The 18188-nt window shown below is 59.0% G+C and carries 15 protein-coding genes; 7 read left to right on the top strand and 8 right to left on the bottom strand.

The features are described from left to right. Window positions 1-260 precede the first annotated feature (260 nt). The 5 genes from CVT63_04215 to CVT63_04235 all read left to right on the top strand — a co-directional run bounded on the left by CVT63_04215 (window position 261) and on the right by CVT63_04235 (window position 4287). Complete coding sequence (locus tag CVT63_04215) at window positions 261-494, top strand: iron transporter FeoA (GenBank protein ID PKQ28158.1); 234 nt, start codon at window positions 261-263, stop codon at window positions 492-494. Window positions 495-527: 33 nt separating this feature from the next. Beyond that, a complete protein-coding gene (gene feoB, locus CVT63_04220) occupies window positions 528-2576 on the top strand; it encodes a ferrous iron transport protein B (GenBank protein ID PKQ28145.1) in 2049 nt (682 codons plus the stop codon). Continuing rightward, entirely contained in the window at window positions 2542-2820 is a 279-nt protein-coding gene (locus CVT63_04225; protein ID PKQ28146.1) for a hypothetical protein, read from the top strand. The genes feoB and CVT63_04225 overlap by 35 nt, the downstream gene beginning before the upstream one ends. Next, the gene (locus tag CVT63_04230) at window positions 2821-3183 is read left to right on the top strand and encodes a DtxR family iron (metal) dependent repressor (GenBank protein PKQ28147.1); all 363 of its coding nucleotides are present in this window, start codon (window positions 2821-2823) and stop codon (window positions 3181-3183) included. 210 nt (window positions 3184-3393) lie between these two features. Continuing rightward, complete coding sequence (locus tag CVT63_04235) at window positions 3394-4287, top strand: hypothetical protein (GenBank protein PKQ28148.1); 894 nt, start codon at window positions 3394-3396, stop codon at window positions 4285-4287. Window positions 4288-4341: 54 nt separating this feature from the next. Here the strand turns inward: CVT63_04235 and CVT63_04240 are convergent, their stop codons facing one another. From CVT63_04240 to CVT63_04270, 7 genes are all read right to left on the bottom strand, one after another. Further along, window positions 4342-4716, bottom strand: a complete 375-nt coding sequence (locus tag CVT63_04240; GenBank protein ID PKQ28149.1) for a response regulator — start codon at window positions 4714-4716, stop codon at window positions 4342-4344. A gap of 15 nt (window positions 4717-4731) precedes the next feature. Beyond that, a complete protein-coding gene (locus CVT63_04245; protein ID PKQ28150.1) occupies window positions 4732-6177 on the bottom strand; it encodes a hypothetical protein in 1446 nt (481 codons plus the stop codon). A gap of 76 nt (window positions 6178-6253) precedes the next feature. Further along, window positions 6254-7558: a homocitrate synthase gene (locus tag CVT63_04250; protein PKQ28151.1), complete on the bottom strand. Its 1305-nt coding sequence runs from the start codon at window positions 7556-7558 to the stop codon at window positions 6254-6256. A gap of 51 nt (window positions 7559-7609) precedes the next feature. Continuing rightward, window positions 7610-8935: a hypothetical protein gene (locus tag CVT63_04255; protein PKQ28152.1), complete on the bottom strand. Its 1326-nt coding sequence runs from the start codon at window positions 8933-8935 to the stop codon at window positions 7610-7612. Between the two features lie 130 nt (window positions 8936-9065). Further along, complete coding sequence (locus CVT63_04260) at window positions 9066-12071, bottom strand: heterodisulfide reductase (protein PKQ28159.1); 3006 nt, start codon at window positions 12069-12071, stop codon at window positions 9066-9068. A 68-nt stretch (window positions 12072-12139) separates the two neighbouring features. Further along, window positions 12140-13018: a heterodisulfide reductase subunit B gene (locus tag CVT63_04265; protein PKQ28153.1), complete on the bottom strand. Its 879-nt coding sequence runs from the start codon at window positions 13016-13018 to the stop codon at window positions 12140-12142. Further along, window positions 13015-13659 (bottom strand): heterodisulfide reductase, encoded by a 645-nt coding sequence (locus tag CVT63_04270; protein PKQ28154.1) that lies wholly within the window; start codon window positions 13657-13659, stop codon window positions 13015-13017. Before CVT63_04270 ends, CVT63_04265 begins: the two co-directional genes overlap by 4 nt. 29 nt (window positions 13660-13688) lie before the next feature. Between CVT63_04270 and CVT63_04275 the strand changes: the two genes are divergently transcribed. Together CVT63_04275 and CVT63_04280 are read left to right on the top strand one after the other, a co-directional pair. Next, entirely contained in the window at window positions 13689-13889 is a 201-nt protein-coding gene (locus CVT63_04275; GenBank protein PKQ28155.1) for a hypothetical protein, read from the top strand. A 39-nt stretch (window positions 13890-13928) separates the two neighbouring features. Beyond that, window positions 13929-15347: a CCA tRNA nucleotidyltransferase gene (locus tag CVT63_04280; GenBank protein PKQ28156.1), complete on the top strand. Its 1419-nt coding sequence runs from the start codon at window positions 13929-13931 to the stop codon at window positions 15345-15347. An 84-nt stretch (window positions 15348-15431) separates the two neighbouring features. Here CVT63_04280 and CVT63_04285 read toward each other — a convergent pair whose 3' ends face one another. Beyond that, on the bottom strand, window positions 15432-17861 hold the full coding sequence (locus CVT63_04285; protein PKQ28157.1) for a hypothetical protein: 2430 nt from the start codon (window positions 17859-17861) through the stop codon (window positions 15432-15434). Window positions 17862-18188: the final 327 nt, after the last annotated feature.

Genomic DNA, 18188 nt, shown 5'->3' on the forward strand with positions numbered 1-18188 from the left:
ACTGGCGAAACTTCAGCGCCGGAGCGGATCGGACAAGAGCTGATTCATCGCGTCAGAAAATGCTCTTGTGAGCGTTGCGCTGGGTGGGGAAAGTGAGTTTCAACCATCGCGCGGCAATTTGACAAATATGTTAGGCTTGCCTAATATATTGAGCAGGCGGCGTAACGACGAGAGAGGCCATGATAGCAATGCGGAGGCACAGGCACGGGAAAGGCTCGGCGGGAGCGGAAAAGGCCGCGCCCGCTCCCGCGAGAACCTGCATGATGCAGCTCGGCGATGTAGATACAGGCTGCACCGGCACGATCAGCAAGCTGGAATGCAGGCGGCAACTCAAGCGGCGTCTGATGGACATGGGAGTCGTTGCGGGTACTCGATTCAAAATCGAGAAAGTGGCCCCGCTCGGCGACCCGATGGAACTCAAATTCAACGGTTTCAACCTTTCTCTTCGCAAAGCGGAGGCCGGTGACATCTGGGTCGAGGTGCCGTGTGACTGAAGGCGCGCCGATCCCCCTGGGCGAGGCTACAAGATGAGCGCCAGGAAAACGGATTTCGTAGTCGCCCTCGCTGGCAATCCCAACACCGGAAAGACCACCGTTTTCAACAATCTGACCGGCGGCCGTCAGCACGTCGGAAACTGGCCAGGCGTCACGGTCGAGAAGAAGGAAGGGATCTCAAGCGCCGGGCGCCTTGAGTTCAAGGTGATCGACCTTCCGGGAACCTACAGCCTGACCGCATATTCGCTCGAGGAAGTCATAGTCCGCGACTTCATCGCGCGTGAGAAGCCCGATGCGGTAGTCAACGTCATCGACGCCAGCAACATCGAGCGGAACCTCTACCTGACCACACAACTTCTCGAGCTTGGCGTTCCGCTAATCATCGCCCTCAACATGATGGACGAGGCCGCGGTCCGCGGCGTCACGATCGACACGGGCCTGCTGTCCAGGCTGCTCGGCGTTCCTGTAGTGCCTATGATTGGCGTGCGAAACAGGGGAACCGATGAGCTGAAGGAAGTCATCGCACAGACAATCCACAGCGAAGCAAGCCTACGCCACGTTCAGGTACTCTACGGGCGTGAGACCGAGGAGGAGATCTCCAGACTCAAGGCCGCTATCGAGAATGATGAGGCGCTATCAAATAAACTCCTCGGAAAGCACTCCGCTCGCTGGCTCGCCGTGAAGCTACTCGAGGAGGATGAGCGCGTACAGGAGGACGTCGAGCGGGTCGCTGGAGGCGGGGCGGCGGCCATCCGGCAACTGGAGGCAAGCCGCAAGCACCTCTTCTCGATATTCAACGAGGACATAGAAACTGTTATCGTCGACATGCGCTACGGTTTTGTCGCGGGCATCGCGCGAGAGGCGGTCAAGCGCAAGCGCGAAGGATACGCGACGGTCTCGGACCGCATAGACAGAGTTCTGACCGGTCGCATCCTCGGCTTTCCTTTCTTCGCGGCTTTCATGTGGCTGATGTTCTTCCTGACTTTCTTTTTAGGGAAATACCCCATGGGCTGGATAGACACTCTCGTGCTGAACCTCGGCGCCTTCGTCAAGATCAACTTCACCTCGCCAACATGGCTAAGCTCGCTGCTGGTGGATGGAGTCATAGGCGGCGTCGGCGCCGTGCTGGTTTTTCTGCCGCAGATATTTATAATTTTCATCTGCATCTCGATCCTGGAGGACACGGGATACATGGCTCGGGCGGCGTTCATCATGGATCGCGTCATGCACGGGTTCGGCCTGCACGGCAAGTCGTTTATCCCGCTCCTCATGGGCTTTGGATGCACCGTGCCGGCGGTCATGGCGACCCGTACGCTCGAGAGCGACAAGGATCGCATGATAACGATACTGGTCAATCCCCTTATGTCATGCGCGGCAAGGTTACCGGTGTATGCGCTGTTCACCGCGGCGTTCTTTTCGTCCAACCAGGGGTCGGTGACGTTCTCCCTGTACCTTCTCGGAATAATACTGGCCATCGCGATGGCGAAGCTGTTTCGCAAGACGATCTTCCGTGGCGAGAGCGAGCCCTTTGTCATGGAGCTCCCCCCCTACCGCATGCCAACCGCCAGGGGCACAGTGATCCACATGTGGGAGAGGGGCTCGCTTTTCCTGCGCAAGGCGGGCACCGTGATACTTGCCGGCTCGGTAGTAATCTGGCTGCTATCGTACCTGCCGTGGGGCGTGAAATACGGGAGCCCGGCCAGTGTCGCCGGCATGACAGGACGCCTGTTCGAGCCGCTTGTGAAGCCGCTCGGATTCGACTGGCGCGCGGTAGTCGCGCTCATGTTCGGGTTCGTGGCTAAAGAGATCGTCGTGAGCACGTACGGCGCGTTGCTCGGGGTGGGCCCGGACAGGGCCGCCGTCTCTGTCGAGCTGCACAAGATTTTCACCCCGCTTTCGGCGTACACCTTTATGGCGTTCACGCTCCTGTACACGCCGTGCCTCGCGACCGTGGCGGTAATAAAGAAAGAGACGGGCTCGTGGAAGTGGGCCGCGTTCGCGATTGGCTACTCGCTGATTCTCGCATGGGTGGTGGCGTTCGGAATCTATCGCGTCGGCCTCCTGCTCGCGCTCGGGAAGTGATAACGTGTTCGATGAAATACTGAGCGAAGTCGAAAAAGCAAGTGGACCTCTGACGGTCAATGAACTCTCAGTGCGCCTCGGCGTCGAAAAAGGCGCGCTCGAGAAGATGCTCGAGTTCCTCGAGAAGAAAAACAAGCTTTCCGTACGCAGGTCAGGTGTGGTGGCCGGACAACAGTGCCTATCGTGCAAGGCGCGCGTCAACGGATGCGGACATCCTGAATCGAAAGAAGGAGGCGCTTCTTAGATGCCTGAAGCGTTTGAGAGATACCTGGAAACAATATACGAGATTACAGGAAGTGGCGCGGAAGTGCGGGTCAAAGACATCGCCACGTCACTCAATGTCTCAAAGCCGAGCGTTTCCGAGATGGTTGACCGCCTGGTGAACAATTCGCTGGTGACGCACGATAAGTACCAGCACATCAAGTTGACCGCGAAAGGCAAGCTCATCGCTAAAGGCCTTGACCGCAAGCACGAGGTCGTCAAGCGTTTTTTCATCGACGTCCTGGGCGTCGATGAAGCCATCGCCGACATGGACGCCTGCGAGATCGAACACGTGATAAGCGACAGAACACTGAACAAACTGGTCGAGTACCTGGAGGCAAATTAAAAGCCCTGGAAGAGAATGCAAAAAATGGTCTGCTCCGAAAATAGCCCTTTCTGATCTCCTCCCCCTATGGCTATGGCTAAGATGTGACGCATCACAGACAGGAATGTCTGTGCGTGCTACACAATGTGACACAGGCATTCTTGCCTGTGGGCCCTATGTGATAAAGTATTGCTCGATCATCATTGAAACGCTGATAACCGGAGGAGTCACATGGTCATATTAATGGCGGCAATCGTATGCGCAATTATAGCTTCCCTGGCGTACAACTACGCCATGTACATATCGAAGAAAGCGGTCATGACTCTCCCGGAAGTCAAACTCCGTCTTTCACGGTCGGTCATCAAGGCTTTCCTCACAAACCGCCTATGGCTTACCGGCATGACAATCTCGCTGTTTGGAAGCGCGCTTTACGCGTTCGCGTTGACCGTGGCGCCGATATCTATTATTCAACCTGTCATGGGATGCGGCATAGCCCTGCTCGCCTACCTCGCCATCAAGAACCTCGGGGAGAAGCCGCGTCGAATAGACCTGGTCGCCATAGGCCTCAGCGTTCTGGGCGTGATCCTTATCGGCGTGAGCCTGGCAGAGGGGTTGCCGGAGAAAGTCAAGTACTCGGCCGTGGCGCTATGGACATTCTCGGGTGTCCTGGCGGCGGTTGCGTTGATCGTGCTTTTTGTCATGTCGCGTGGATCCGACGCGAAAAAAGGCGCCGGTCTCGGTATCGCCTCCGGCATGCTCGGCGGAACATCGGTGGTCTTCGCGAAGCTGGTTCTAGTCGACTGGTCCAGTCAGTGGACGACTAAAGGAGTGCTGGTCTTTATCTCCTCCCCCGCGATAATATTCGTCATCGCGTGGATCGCGACTATGGGACCGTCAATTGTTATCCTGCAGGCGGCGTTGCAAAAGGGAATGGCAATCATCGTAGTGCCATTGCTCGCGGGCCTCTCGCAACTCATTCCAATCGCCCTCGGCATGGTCGCTCTTCACGAGAAGATGCCAAAAAGTCTGGCCCTTTCCGTAATGCGGGTTGTCGCCTTCGCGCTAATACTGATAGCAACCTTCATCCTGTCGAAACGGGCTGAGGAAGAGCTGCTCGCAGAATAGCGTCGGTCACTTTCCACTAACCCCCCTCGCCCCCCTTATCAGGGGGGAATGACGCTATTTCAGTATGGCCGCGATCGTGGTCATGAACTCTCTGTCGTCAAACGGCTTTCTGAAGAACCCCGCGGCGCCCAGCTTTCGCCCTTGCTCCAGCATCTCTTCATCGTCGAAGGCCGTGAGGAAGATCACGGGGATGTTGCGCGTGTTGAGCGAGTGCTTCATGCGGTCAATCGATGAAAAACCGCCGCCAGCCGGCATTCTTACGTCGAGTATGATGAGATCGGGCTTGCTGCTGTTGGCGATGTCATAGGCCTCCTCGCCGTTGTGGGCGGAGACAACACTGTAACCCGCCGCGCGCAGGCGTATAGAGAGCGCCATCACCAGGTCTTTATCGTCGTCCGCCACCAGGATCAGCTTTTGTTCTTCAGCCAAAGCGCTTCCTTTCTATCATCGAACAGCGGCCTGTCCCTTGTGCGCCGGGATAGAGAAGTGGAACGCGCTGCCCATGCCTTCTATGCTTTCGGCCCACAACGTCCCGCCGTGCGCCCGTATTATCTCACGCGAAATCGAGAGCCCGAGGCCGGCGCCTTCCTCCACATAAACCTTGTCCTTCTCGACGCGGTAAAACAGCTCAAATATCTTTCCAAGATCCTCTTTCGGTATCCCGATGCCGGTATCCTCCACCGACACGATGACCCTGCCCTCGTCCCGCGGCATAAAACCAGCCCTTATCTGCAACATGCCCTGCTCTGCGAACTTGATGCTGTTTCCGGCGAGATTCGCGATAACCTGCGCGATGCGCGCCCTGTCGGCGTACACCGGCGGAAGCCCCTCGGAGACCTGCGCCTGCAGCATGATGCCCTTGTCATCAGCTTGTGATTGGAGCCGCCCGAGCACAATGTCCAGTATCTCCTGTATTTCTACAACCTCCAGCTTCAACTTGAATCCCCCGGAGAGGATCTTGTTGGCGTCGATCAGATTCTCGACAAGGTTGCGAAGGCGAAAACTGCTCCTGCGAATAACATCGACGTAGTTCACCTGGTCATCGGTGAGGGCGCCGCCCAGACCTTCAAGCAAGATGTTCGCGTACTGGTCGATGGCCGCAAGCGGAGTGCGCAGGTCGTGGCTCACGTTCGCGATGAAGATCTTGTGGATTTTTCCGACTTCCTCATCCGGCGTGATGTCCATGCCGATCGCGAGCTTCTCGGTCTCTCCTTTCGAGTTTCGGGTGACCGCTGATATGAATCGATAGTTTTTGCCGTTCTTGAGCGTGGCGCGCCACCTGGCAGAACCTTTGCTCCTGGCGCAGACATCGCACGGCTCGGCGCGGTCGAAAAAGATATGGTAGCACGCGCCACCAAGCTGTCCCTCGCCGAAGATCTCCTCCGCCGTATGATTCATCCAGAGAATCTGATAATCAGGACTTACCACGTAAACGGGATCGGAAAGCGTCGCGAATATGCCCCGAATCTGATTGTTCGTGTTCTCGATCACGCGATTACACCAGTCAATGCGACGTTGCCTGGCGCCAGCGTTGAACGCGGCGATAACACGCGGGAAGGGATTCTCGCGGATTGGTTTATAGATAAAATCCGAAGCCCCCGCGCCAAGACTCGTTACGGCGCCCTCGACGTCGCTGTCCCGTACGACAACCACGACAGGTTGTCTGTCCAACCCGGCTTCGCGCATTTGCTCGATGGGAATAGCGGCATCAGGCGGAAGGTTGTCCTTGTCCCAGAGGATAATGTCCGCGTTGAATTCGACCGCGCGTTCCATCCCCTGCCTGTCGCCTTCACCGCGCATGAACCGCAGGTCGTCTCCTTTTAACGCGGCCTCACACGCGAGCGCGACTTCCCCATCCTCGCCAAGATATGCTATACGGTAAACCTTCATCTAAAACACCAGCTTGCGCTCTTGTCAGGGGTCAACTACGCGGGGTAGACGGAGCGGTAGACGGTGCCTGACCCCTCTACGCCTGCGGAAAGCCGACCTTGCGCGTGACCCTGGTGCGCTTCTCCTTCAGCTTCGGCTCCTGGTACAAGGAGAGAGTGAGAATTGTTCTCGCTTCCTCGGGATGCTCTGCCACAAACATCAACTCGTCCTTGGTCAAAGGCTTGCCCGTGGTAACGTTCGCGAGCCTGACCAGATCCAGTATCTCACGGGCTTCCTCATCCGAGCCGAACTCTATCTTGAGGTGCTCGTAGACGTTGCGGAAGCCTTTGACACCACCGTACGCGCCGGTCGTTATCATCCTGCCGGTCTCGACCAGCTCCGGCTCGCCGCGCCCGAGTTCCTCGCAGTCATAAAGCTCATAGTTGCGCCTGTCCTTGAGCGCGCCGTCAGCGTGGATGCCTGACTCGTGGGCGAAAGCGTTGCCTCCGACACCGACCTGGTTTATCGGGATCGGGACACCAAACGCGTAAGACGCGTACTTGGCCAGCCGCCAGGAATGAGAGATGTCAATGTTCGGGTCGAGCCTGTACCTCCCCTCGAGCCCGCTGGATTTCATAAACGCGAGCAGGCAAGAGACGAGATCGGCGTTACCTGCCCTCTCTCCAATGCCGTTTACTGTGGTGTTGACATAGGCGTCCACCCCACCGTCGATCGCGCCTCTCGCTCCGGCGACTGAGCACGCTACCGCCATGCCCAGGTCGTTGTGGCAGTGAAGTTCTATGTCCAGCCTGACTGCTTCAGCCAGTTCTTTTATGCGATCGTATATGGTAAAAGGATCATCGTATCCAAGCGTATCGCAGTACCGGACGCGCGCCGCGCCGCCGTCTCTGGCCACCTGCGCGAACTTGATCAAATCCGCCATCGACGTGCGGGAGGCGTCTTCCGCGTTTACCGCCACGGTCTTGAAATCCAGTTCGTGCGCCCTCTCGAGCGCCTCGCGCATGCTTTCGCAAACATCATCGAAGGTGCGCGTCCCATGCCATTTCCCGTTGATCATCTGTGGAGACGTGGAGATAGAGATATTTATGTGCTTGAGCTCGGGAACCATTTCCCTGGCCAGCTCGATGTCGGCCTTGACAGCGCGAAGCCACCCGGAAATGCGCAGCCTCTTGAGCACGCCTTCCTCGACCAGCGCGAGGTTCCCTCGCAGGTAGTTGGTCTCGTGGTTCGTCGTGGGGAAACCCGCCTCGCTCTGAAAGACACCCATCTGATCGAGATACATGTTGATGATTGTCTTCTCTATCTTGGCGAGCCCGAGCTGTGCCGTCTGCACTCCATCGCGGTTCGTGACATCTATGAAATATATGGTGTTCTCAGACATTCAGTTCACTCCTTTGTTCGCGGGCGATTGAACCCACCTGGAGCTGGCGATTCACCGCGCCCGGGCGCGCTCTTTCTTTATCTCACCAGCGCAATGGCACATTGTATCAAACAGGTCGGCAATCTCATTGTTCTCCAGGCATGAGAAGGCGATCCGTATGTCCGCGTCGCCCATGGATATGACGCCGATGCCGTATCTGTCCAGCAGGCGCGCTCGGAACTCCTCGGCGTCAATTCCCTTGAGCGCGATGCTCATGAAGTATCCCGCGTTAAACGGGTACGCCCGCCAGTGATCGTCGTAGAGGGGGTTTCGTAAAACCTCCCGAACCGTTTCAGCCCGCTCTTTCAAGATGTCGTACTTCTCTTTTTTCTCATCCGGCAACGCCGCATCCGACATCGCGCGCAGCACAATAGACTGGGACAACTGCGAGCAGTTGCTGATGTTGCCCCTTATGGCGCCGCCGACTTTCTTCTCGAGAGCAGCGTACACTTCGTCCTCTCTGCCCCCGGCCTCGAGAGAAAACGTGATGAAACCGACCCTCAAGCCCCACGCGTACTCTTCCTTGCTCACCCCATCCACCTTGACCGGGAAGACGTGTTCACTCGCGCCGGCCAGCATTCCAAACAGGGACTCAGAGCTCGTATCCTCTGTGTAAAAGAGGCCGAAATAAGCGTCATCCAGAACAACCACGACATCGCGCCCGGGGCCCGCCTCGGACAGCAGGGCCTCGACGACGCTTTCTGTCTCTCCGCGTCGTATCGAGTAGCCCGTCGGGTTGTTCGGGAAGTTGAGGATCACAACCGCCTTGCCTTTTTCGTCCAGGACACGAGAGAGAGCTCTGGCGAGTCCGGCGGTATTGAACTCCGTCTGAGCAAACAGCGGAAATGCGCGCATCTCGGCTGAGCGCTTTACGGCGTACACAAGCTCGTAATTGTCCCACGCCTTGTCCGGGACAAGAACCACGTCACCGGGGTCGAGAAACAGCTCGCCGGCGATGGTAAGCCCATGTGTAATTCCGCACGTCACCACCGGGAGGCTGACGCTCTTGCCCGTGAGCGACGGATCCTTTGCGAACATGTCATCGCGCCAGGCGCGCCTGAGCCCGGCATTCCCTGTCGCGGGCGCGTAGTCGAGCGCTTCGTCGGGTGATAACCCGTTGACACACTCCATGATTGCCTTGAGATTCATTGCCCGGCCACCCTCGCGCGCGATGCCAATGGTCGCGTTGTATCTGTGCGCCTTGCTCCTGGCTTCCGCGGTCTGCGTCAGTATTCCTTTCGGGAAATACAGCTCGCGACCGAGCCCGGACAGCATCCCGAACAGCGCGGGGCTCGCCTCATTTATCGTAGCGTTCAACTCTTCGGCAAGCGGATTCATCGTAACCTCCCAGACAGCAATGGCAACCCCAGTAGCAGGAAAATCAACTAATTATAATGCAGGGGTCAGGCACCGTCTACCTTTCCGTCTACCGCTAAAGCGGTAGACGGTGCCTGACCCCAATGTGACATTAGAGGTTCCCGCAGGCAGCTTTGATCTGCGCGAAAATCTGCTCCGGCTTGAAGCCGAGCAGGCGGTTCGCGCCTGACGTACACGCCGCCGAGCAGGCGCCGCATCCCTTGCAGAGCGAGCGGTTGACGACCGCCACCCCTCTCTCCTCGTCAAGAGTGATAGCCTCGAAGCCGCACAGCGCGACGCACTGCCCGCAGCCGGAGCAGACCTCTTCAGAGACCACGGCTACGACCCCATCAGTTACTACATCGGGTTTCGAGAGGATCGTCTCCGCGCGCGCCGCCGCGGCGCATGCCTGTGTCAAGCTCTCAGTGATGGTTTTCGGGTAATGCGCGAGCCCGGCCACAAACACGCCGTCCGTCGCGAACTCCACCGGGCGCAACTTCACGTGCGCCTCCAGAAAGAACCCGTCCGTCGTAAGCGGGACTTTCAGCTTCGACGCCAGCTCCAACGCGTCAGGGTTCGCCACGATACCGCACGACAGGACGACAAGATCCGGTGTCAGCGCGATCTCCTCGCCCCTTATGTTCATGTCCGCCACGTGTACCAGCAGGTCGCTCGAGACCTGACTGACCGCCGGAGGCCGGTCTTTCTCAAAACGGATAAAATTCACGCCCATGTCTCGCGCTGATCGGTAGTACTCTTCCTTTAGCCCGTAAGCGCGTATGTCGCGGTAGCAGACGTTGACGAGCGAGCGCGGGTTCAGTTTCTTTAAGCTCACCGCGTTCTTGATCGCTGTGCCACAACATATTTTGCTGCAGTACGGACGCTGGTCGTTGCGCGAACCGACACACTGAATCATGACCGTATTTCGGACGTGCGCGAGCGAGGACGGATTCTCGTCGAGACGGCGCTCCAGTTCAGTCTGAGTAATCACGCGGTCATGGGCACCCCAACCGTATTCGTCTTTCAACGGCACATACTCGAGCCCTCCGGTAGCGACCACCACTATCCCGTGATCCAGTTCGACCACGCCACCTGGAGTGTCAACGGTCGTGTGAAACTTGCCGACAAAGCCATCGACGGACTCGACCTGCGCGCTCAGGAAAAGTTCGATGTTTTTGTGCGAGAGAACGCGCTGTTCAAGCTCCTTCAGCTTGCCGGCGACATCTCCCCCTTCAATGGTCTTTTTGATGTGGCGCATGTTGCCACCGAGCTCAGCAGTTTTTTCGAGAAGGTATGTCATGAAGCCGGCGTCCGCCAGTTGCAGGGCCGCCATCATTCCGGCCGCGCCGCCGCCGACAACCAGCGCGCGCGGCGTGACAGGCGATACGCCTTCTGATAGCGGCTCTGAGAGCGCGACTTTCCAAACTCCCATCTTGACAAGGTATTTAGCTTTCTCGGTTGCCTCATCCGGGAAACCCATGTGCACCCACGAACAGTGCTCGCGGATGTTCGCCATCTCAAAGAGATATTTGTTCAGACCGGCCGCGCGCACTGTCTCCCTGAAGAGCGGCTGATGCGTCCTGGGAGTGCACGATGCGACAAGAAGCCGGTTCAGTCTGTGCTCGCGAATCAACTCCCTGATCCACACCTGGGCATCCTGACTGCACGCATAAAGGCGCTCTTCGGCTATCGCCACGCCCGGAAGGGCCTTCGCGTACTCAACCACCGCCGGAACGTCAACGACGCCGCCGATGTTGGTTCCGCAACGGCACACGACCATCCCTATCCTCGGCGCCTCGCCCGCGACATCGCGCTCGGGCGGGTAGGAAACGTTCTCTATCAGCTCACCTTTGCGCGAACACATGGCGCCGCTCGCCATCCCCGCGGACGCGCTCGCCTGCACGACGGTGTCCGGAATATCTTTCGGACTCTCGACCGCGCCGCAAACGTATATCCCCTCGCGTGATGTCTCCACCGACACAAACATGTCCGAATCAACAAAGCCATGCCTGTCAAGCTCGACGCCAAAGGTCTCCGACAAACGCGCCGTGTCGGGCTCTATGCCCACGCTGAGAACGACGAGATCGAACTCCTCCTCGAAGACGCCGCCGTCGGGATCCACGTAGCTGATCAACATGCTCTTGCCTGGCTGAAGTTCTTTCGCGTATGAAGCCAGGCACCGCACGTAGCGGACGCCGTGCTCGTTTTTCGCCTTCTGGTAGTACTCCTCGAATCCTTTCCCGTACGCGCGCATGTCAATGAAAAACACCGTCGGCTCTATCGCTCGCTCGTGCTCTTTCGCGATAACCGACTGCTTGGTCGCGTACATGCAGCACACGGACGAGCAGTAGGTGTTGCCCGTGGAAGAGTCGCGCGAGCCGACGCACTGGATAAAGGCCAGCTTCTTGACCGGCCCTCCGTCCGATCGCCGCGCGACGCGCCCGCCGGTCGGACCGTTCGCCGCCAGCATCCGCTCGAACTCGAGGCTCGTGATCACGTTATCGTAAACGCCGTACCCGTACTCGGCGCGCGCATGCGCATCGAAAGGCTTGTAGCCGGTGGCAAGCACTATCGAGCCCACTTCAATGACTTGAGCGCGTTCCTTCTGCTCGTAATCGACCGCGCCCGATTGACACTCCTCTTTGCAGTTCCCGCACTTTCCGGCTCGAAAGTGAAGGCACTTTGCGGGATCTATGAACGCCGCCCCCGGTACCGCCTGAGGGAACGGAACCCTGATCAACGGCACGCGGGAGAGGTTAGCGTTATACGGATCCTTGACCTTGACGCGACAGTTCTCGCTGCACAGCCCGCAACCGGTGCACTTCTCGATATCGACAAAGCGCGGGCGGACGCGCACGCTGACCTTGAAATTCCCCGGCACGCCCTCGACGCCTGTTACATCCGTCAGCGTGTAAAGTTGTATGTTCTTGTTGGCGCCAACCTCCACGAGTTTCGGCGAGAGGATGCACATCGAGCAGTCGTTTGTCGGGAAAGTCTTGTCGAGCTGTCCCATGACACCGCCAATGGACGGCCCGGAATCGACCAGGTAAACGCGGTATCCCATGCCCACGAGATCGAGTGATGCCTGTATCCCGCCGATGCCCCCGCCAACGACCATCACAGCGCCGACGGGCTTCTTTGTGCACTTGATCTTCGCCATCTTTTTCTCCTGGCGCATGCCGACAACTACGCGGTCAAGTTTAATTCTTTGAGCAACCGCATCGGACTGATAACATGGCTCTTGAACCAGTCGTCGGAGTCGAGCCCCATCGCCAGCCCCAGCAACTCGGTGAAATAGAAAACCGGCATCTTGTGCGGAACCTTGAACGAGAACTTCGCGGGTTGCTGTCTTGTCTCCAGATTGGCCATGCACATCGGACAAGCGGTCACGATGCAGTTCGCGCCAGCCTCCTGGGCGCGGATAAAAAGCTTGTTGACCATCTTTGAGACTATGTCAGAGCGGGTGAGGGACAGGCTCGCTCCGCAGCAATCAGTCTTGAACGACCACGGCCGCGCCTCGACCCCAATCGCCTCGAGAAGCCTGTCAAGGTCTCTCGGATTCTCGACCGAGTCGCAGCAACCAAACTCGAGTGGCCTCGCCAGCAGACATCCATAATACGGCGCCGCCTTGAGGCCGGAGAGATCCGCGCGCAACCATGGCTTGATCTCCTGCGCGCCGACGTCGTTGGCCATCACGTCGAGCAGGTGCCTGACCTTGCCGGTGAACCTGGGGTTCATCCCGAGAATTGACTCGACTTTGCGGGCGCATGCTTCGTCTTCGAGCATACGCTTTTGCGAAACCTTCATCCGCGAGTAACAGCCGACGCAGACGACCAGCATGTCCTTGCCCGCCTGTCTCGCAAGCGCGAGGTCGCGTCCTGGCAACGTCACGGCCAGCAGGTCGTTCGTCATGTGCGCGGAGGACGCGCCACAGCAGTTCCAATCCGGCAGTTCTTCGAGCTCGATGCCGAGAGCCCTGCAAACGGCTTTTGTTGACAGTCCGAACTCCTCAGCAGAGCCTCTCTGCGAACAGCCTGGGAAGTACGAAAATGAAAAACGTTTCAAGGAGCGCCGCCTCGCGTCTCGTCGAAAATGCGCCTGATAGCCTTGCGGTCTTTGACCACGTGAGGCAGCATCTTGATCTTTCGTTTGGCGAGCATGACGGCGCCGAGCCCCATGTCGTCGAACAGCCGGCGGCTCAAGGCTTTGTACGCGCCGACCAGCAAAGATTCGTTGGTCCTGCCGGTGTACTTTATTCCGTTCAGAAACGACCTGTGAAAAATCGCCACCTCGCGCTCGGTGGGGCTGACCCCGGCAATGAGCGCCATCACGCGCAGCCCGTCCATGACGGCGGCTACGTCGATCTCGTTAGGGCAACGCGTTGTGCAGGTTTCACAGGACGCGCAAAGCCATATAGTCGAGCACCCGAACAGGCGCTGCTGCTGCCCGTACTGCGCCATCTTCATGACCTCGTGAGGAAAAATGTCCATGGCAAACGCGACCGGGCAGCCGGCCGAGCACTTCTTGCACTGATAGCAGGCGCGTACCTTCTGGCCCGTGCGCGCTTCCAGAGCCTGCTCGAGCTCACTGTTTACTGTGTTGATCATGCCTTGTGCGCTTTCTATAATGACTGTGCACTGTGCAACCCGGAGAGTAACATAACACGTCCTGAAAATAGATTGATATTTGACAATGCAAAAACGCATAATGGGGTCAAACCAAAATATGCGTTTTTATGGGCGCTCACATCATTTATCTGTTACAAAACGCATATTTTGGTTTGACCCCATTATGCGTTTTCTTTTTCGATCCCGGGCAGGTGGTGCGGCTGATTGCGCCATCACTCTCGACGCGAGAGATCGAGGCCCGCCCGGTCAAGGTCATACGCGACTCCATCCCCCCGACCGCCGAGGCGTGGGTGTTGCCATACAAATAGCAGACAACGCTCCGACGGGTTGCCTGCTATCATCTACACATGACGTCAAAACTCGGAAAACATCTTTTTGAAGTTCCTAAGCAGGTGGCCGAAGTCGCCGGGCGTTTCGCCGCGGCGCGGGGACAACTGTTTATCGTCGGCGGCTGGCTGCGCGACCGTCTGCGCGGCGAGGAGTGCAAGGATATCGACCTTGCCACGGATCTTCCACCCGCGCGCGTCAAAAAAGCCGTCGAGGGGCTTGGCGCAATCTACTCTACGGGTGAGAAATTCGGCACCATCGGAGTCGTCCTGGACGACTACACGCTCGAGATAACTACCTTTCGTAGCGAGGAGTACACGCCCGGCTCGCGCCACCCGGAAGTCGTCCATCACGAGGACATCAACGAGGATCTGGCGCGCCGGGACTTCACAATCAACGCGATGGCGCTGCAGATGGCGCCTGTCGCGGGAGCGCTGCTGGATCCGTTCGGCGGCGCGGACGATCTCGCGCGCGGCCTCATAAAGACACCTGGCCAACCCGGCCCACGCATGGCCGAGGATCCGCTGCGCATGATGAGGGCGGTGCGCTTCGCCGCGCGGTTGGGGTTTGCCATAGACGACACGGTGCTTGACGTGATCCGCGAGCAGGCCCACCTCCTCGACCACATCTCGTGGGAAAGGCGCCGCGACGAGCTCGAGAAAATAATAGTATCGCCTGACCCCGGCGGGGGCGTGCGCCTTCTTGTTGACACAGGCTTGATGGAGCGCGTCTCGCCCGAGCTGGCAGCCATGAAAAACGTCGAGCAGCCGCGCGCGTATCACCGCGCGAACGTCCTCGAGCATACGCTGCTGACAATGGGCTACCTGCGGCCCGACCCGCTCTTGCGCCGCGCCGCATTGTTTCACGATGTCGGCAAGCCGCCGGCTCGCGTCACCTCGCCAAAGGTAATGTTCCCCGAGCACGACAAGATCGGAGTGGAGCTCACACGCGTCGCGATGCAGAGGCTGCGCTACAGTAATGAGGATATCCATAAAACCGCTTTCCTTGTCCGCCGCCACATGCGTCCGATCCACTACGAGCGCGGCTGGAGCGACAGCGCGGTTCGCAGGCTCATCAGGGATTGCGTGATGCTGAAAGATGAAACGGTCGTTGTCACGCTCGATTATGTGTTCGAGCTTGCCCGCGCCGACATCAAGGCTGGAAACCTCGAGCGCGCGCCAGACTTCCTCGCGCTCGTCGACGACCTCGAGCGCAGAATCGAAGAAATCGGCGCGCGCAAGGAAATCGAGAAGGCCCGCTCTCCAATCGACGGACGCGAGTTAATGGAACTGTTCGGACGAAAACCCGGCCCGTGGCTTAAATCCGTAAAAAATCACCTCACTCACCTTGTCGTTTCAGGCGAACTGGCGCCCGGCGACAAAAAGAAGGCGGCGCGCCTAGCCGCTGAGTTTATCGAAAAACGCAACAGTGGGGCCTGACCCCCTGTGTTGCGTTTAACAATTAGGGGTCAGGCACCGTCTACCTCTCCGTCTACCTTTACTGCGTAGAGGAATCTGATACTGTCACCGCCATTCGAAAGTCAAGCGCTCGCGAGGTGGACCACCGGTTATCGTTACCGCCGCGAGCCGGTTGCCGTCGCGGTTCACTGCCACAATATCGGCGCAAGCGCCTCGAACAGTGATGGCGCGATCAGGTTCAGATCTCGCCGCGACGCTCTGCAGCGCGTCAGGCGCAAGCGCCATCTCCGCGCCCGAACGGACAATCATCCGCGAGTTTGCGAGCGCCCGGGCATCCGCTTCGCCTGATCGCCACATCTCTATGACGGTTCCGTCAGAGAGCTCGTAGGAGTCGGTCCCCGGCCCGTACTGCGTGGCGCGCAGGGTGGACAGCGCCTCCTCTTCTCCGACGAGGCCCGCGCCGGGCTCGACGGGGACAAGCGTATCGACCGGAAGATCCAGCGTGGGGATGATCGCCCCCGCCCTCACAAAGAGCGGCAGGTGGTCGAGCTGTGAGTGCGCGTATTGCTCCCCGGGCCCGGCGTGACTGTCGCCCGTCCAGTAATCAATCCACTCCCCCGGCGGGAAATAAACCTGGCGGCCGCGCCGGTTGCGCTCGATGACAGGCGCGACCAGGAGCCTGTCGCCCAGCAGGAACTGATCCTCGATCTCCCAGGACGCCGGATCCTCACCGTGGTGCATCGCCAGGTGCCTCACCGCGGGCAGGCCGCGCTCCGCCGCCTCGTGCGCGAGATTGTAGATGTAAGGGAACAGCGCGGTGTGCAAACGGCAGTAGCGCCCGAAGACCTCGATGGTCTCAACGTCCGAATCCCACGACCAGCAACGGTTCGGGTGCGTCCCGTGGTGCGTTCTCATGACGGGCAAGAGCGCCGCGAACTCCGTCCAGCGCATGAACAGCTCCTTGTCGCGTCCGCGCGTGACAACCTCGTAACCCCCAACGTCGGCGGCCCATATTGGAAGGCCGCAGAGCCCCGCGCTGATGGCGGCGGGGAGGTTGGACGGCAACCCGTCGTAACGCTCGAAATCCGTGTTGGAGTCTCCCGACCAGAAGACCGGCGCGTACTTCTGCGAGCCGACGGCGGCAGCCCTGCAGAAGAACACGTAATCGCCGTCGGGCCGCTGCTCATCCATCACCTCGCGGTTCATCCGCTGCCACAAAAGCGGGAACCGATTGTGATGCTCGAGTCCTGTCTCCCCGCTCGCTGTATGAGCGCCCGGCGGGACGTACTCGCTGAAGTCGGCCATCCACCCGTCGAACCCGAGCGCGAGGTTGTCGGCGAGCTTCCCCTTGAACCAGTCGCGCGCCTCGGGGTTGGTGAGGTCGATATGCCCGTAGGAAAGCCACTGGATGAAGACGAGGATCGGCTTGCCTTTCTTGTTCTTCAGAAGATAACCCCTGTCTCTCGCCTCGCGGAAATCGCTGCTGCGCCTGAGAAGATACGGGACGAAGTAAGAAAGCCACCTGAAGCCGCTCGCGCGCAGGTCGCGCGCCACGGCCTCCAGGTCGGGGTAGAGGTGGCGGGCGACTGAGTGCCTGAACGGAAAGATATTGTAGAGCGCTTTCTTCTTGTTGAAAGGAGGCAGCCAGTAGCCGCCCTGCCAGTCCTCGGTCCACATCGCGGTGGTCGGTATCTTGTTCTCACGCAACTTTCGCGCGCACTCGCGCACAGACTCCGAGCCGAAAATCTCGTCGTTCCACGGCGCGAAAGCCCATTTCGTGGGCACGGTCGCGCGGCCGACGCGCGCGGTGAACCGCTCAACGATCTCCGCGAGCCCCGGCCCGTAAAAGAGCGTCCAGCGGAACGATTTGTCCCAGACCGTAATGTCGATCGCGCCGCTGTCCGTTGCCGCCACGTCGTACTCGACCCGCGCGAAAGTATCGAGCAGCAGGCCGTAGCCCCGGCGGCTGATGAAGAAAGGCATGGGCTTGTACGCGGTTGTCGGCCCGTTGGCGAAAGGATTGAAGCTGGCGCCGTCCAGCCAGCGGCCCCACCGCTCGCCGAGCCCCACCGCGCCCTCCTCCGTCCAGACGTAGAGCTTGTTGCCGGACTGATCAACCGCGTTGAAACGCTCCCCGAAACCAAGGAACTTCTCGCCGTGGCCGGCCTTCAACCGCCAGCGGATCCAATCGCCCTGCGCGCCGCGCGGCATCCTGACCTCGCCATCCACAGTTGCTCCGCGAACCGACTCGCTCACCTCAACTACGGAATTCCCCGAGTCGTCGAGAAGCGCTGACATCAACCCACCTGTTTCGACCGGCGGCGATGGCGCTACCCAGCGCCATGGACCAACGCGCCTGCGAAACCGCCACCATGCCGCAAGCAGCCACCACCGCAAATCGACGCTCGCGGTCGCGATGGCGCCCGCGCCGGGAAAGACGGCCTCCTCCAGGAGCGGTTCACCGAAAGGATCGAATATCTCGAGGAACCCGCCGTCCCGGCTTGCTGTGAGGATCGGTTCGGCTTGGTTATCCACGTTGTCTCCCTGGATGGCAACTACTCACGTCGAACCATCGACCATGTTGTCGACAATAGCACAGACAGCCAACAAAAATGGAACCCCCGTCAGCGGGAACTGCCGGGCTTCTGACCATCCGAGAGCAAACTGCCTGGATGGCCATCTCGACAACAGGACGTTCAACAATCATGGCATCGCGTCTTTCTCTGGCTTTCCACGTATCTTTTGAGCACCCTCATGTTATTCTACGATATGGGTGTGACAGAAAATGTTGGGCATCATTAAGTGTCCCTTTCCATAAATACGGTAACGTATCGAGAGCGTCGATGCGCCGTTCCTTAAAAG

It is taken from the genome of Candidatus Anoxymicrobium japonicum (genome assembly GCA_002843005.1).
GTDB classification, from domain to species: domain Bacteria; phylum Actinomycetota; class Geothermincolia; order Fen-727; family Anoxymicrobiaceae; genus Anoxymicrobium; species Anoxymicrobium japonicum.

Bases quoted from the DNA above. Each gene is read 5' to 3' on its own strand.
- CVT63_04255 (PKQ28152.1), bottom strand. From the start codon at position 8,935: ATGAATCCGCTTGCCGAAGAGTTGAACGCTACGATAAATGAGGCGAGC.
- CVT63_04260 (PKQ28159.1), bottom strand. From the start codon at position 12,071: ATGGTCGTTGGCGGGGGCATCGGCGGGATACAGGCATCACTCGATCTC.
- feoB (PKQ28145.1), top strand. From the start codon at position 528: ATGAGCGCCAGGAAAACGGATTTCGTAGTCGCCCTCGCTGGCAATCCC.
- CVT63_04230 (PKQ28147.1), top strand. From the start codon at position 2,821: ATGCCTGAAGCGTTTGAGAGATACCTGGAAACAATATACGAGATTACA.
- CVT63_04250 (PKQ28151.1), bottom strand. From the start codon at position 7,558: ATGTCTGAGAACACCATATATTTCATAGATGTCACGAACCGCGATGGA.
- CVT63_04280 (PKQ28156.1), top strand. From the start codon at position 13,929: ATGACGTCAAAACTCGGAAAACATCTTTTTGAAGTTCCTAAGCAGGTG.
- CVT63_04215 (PKQ28158.1), top strand. From the start codon at position 261: ATGATGCAGCTCGGCGATGTAGATACAGGCTGCACCGGCACGATCAGC.
- CVT63_04245 (PKQ28150.1), bottom strand. From the start codon at position 6,177: ATGAAGGTTTACCGTATAGCATATCTTGGCGAGGATGGGGAAGTCGCG.
- CVT63_04270 (PKQ28154.1), bottom strand. From the start codon at position 13,659: ATGCGTTTTTGCATTGTCAAATATCAATCTATTTTCAGGACGTGTTAT.
- CVT63_04235 (PKQ28148.1), top strand. From the start codon at position 3,394: ATGGTCATATTAATGGCGGCAATCGTATGCGCAATTATAGCTTCCCTG.
- CVT63_04275 (PKQ28155.1), top strand. From the start codon at position 13,689: ATGGGCGCTCACATCATTTATCTGTTACAAAACGCATATTTTGGTTTG.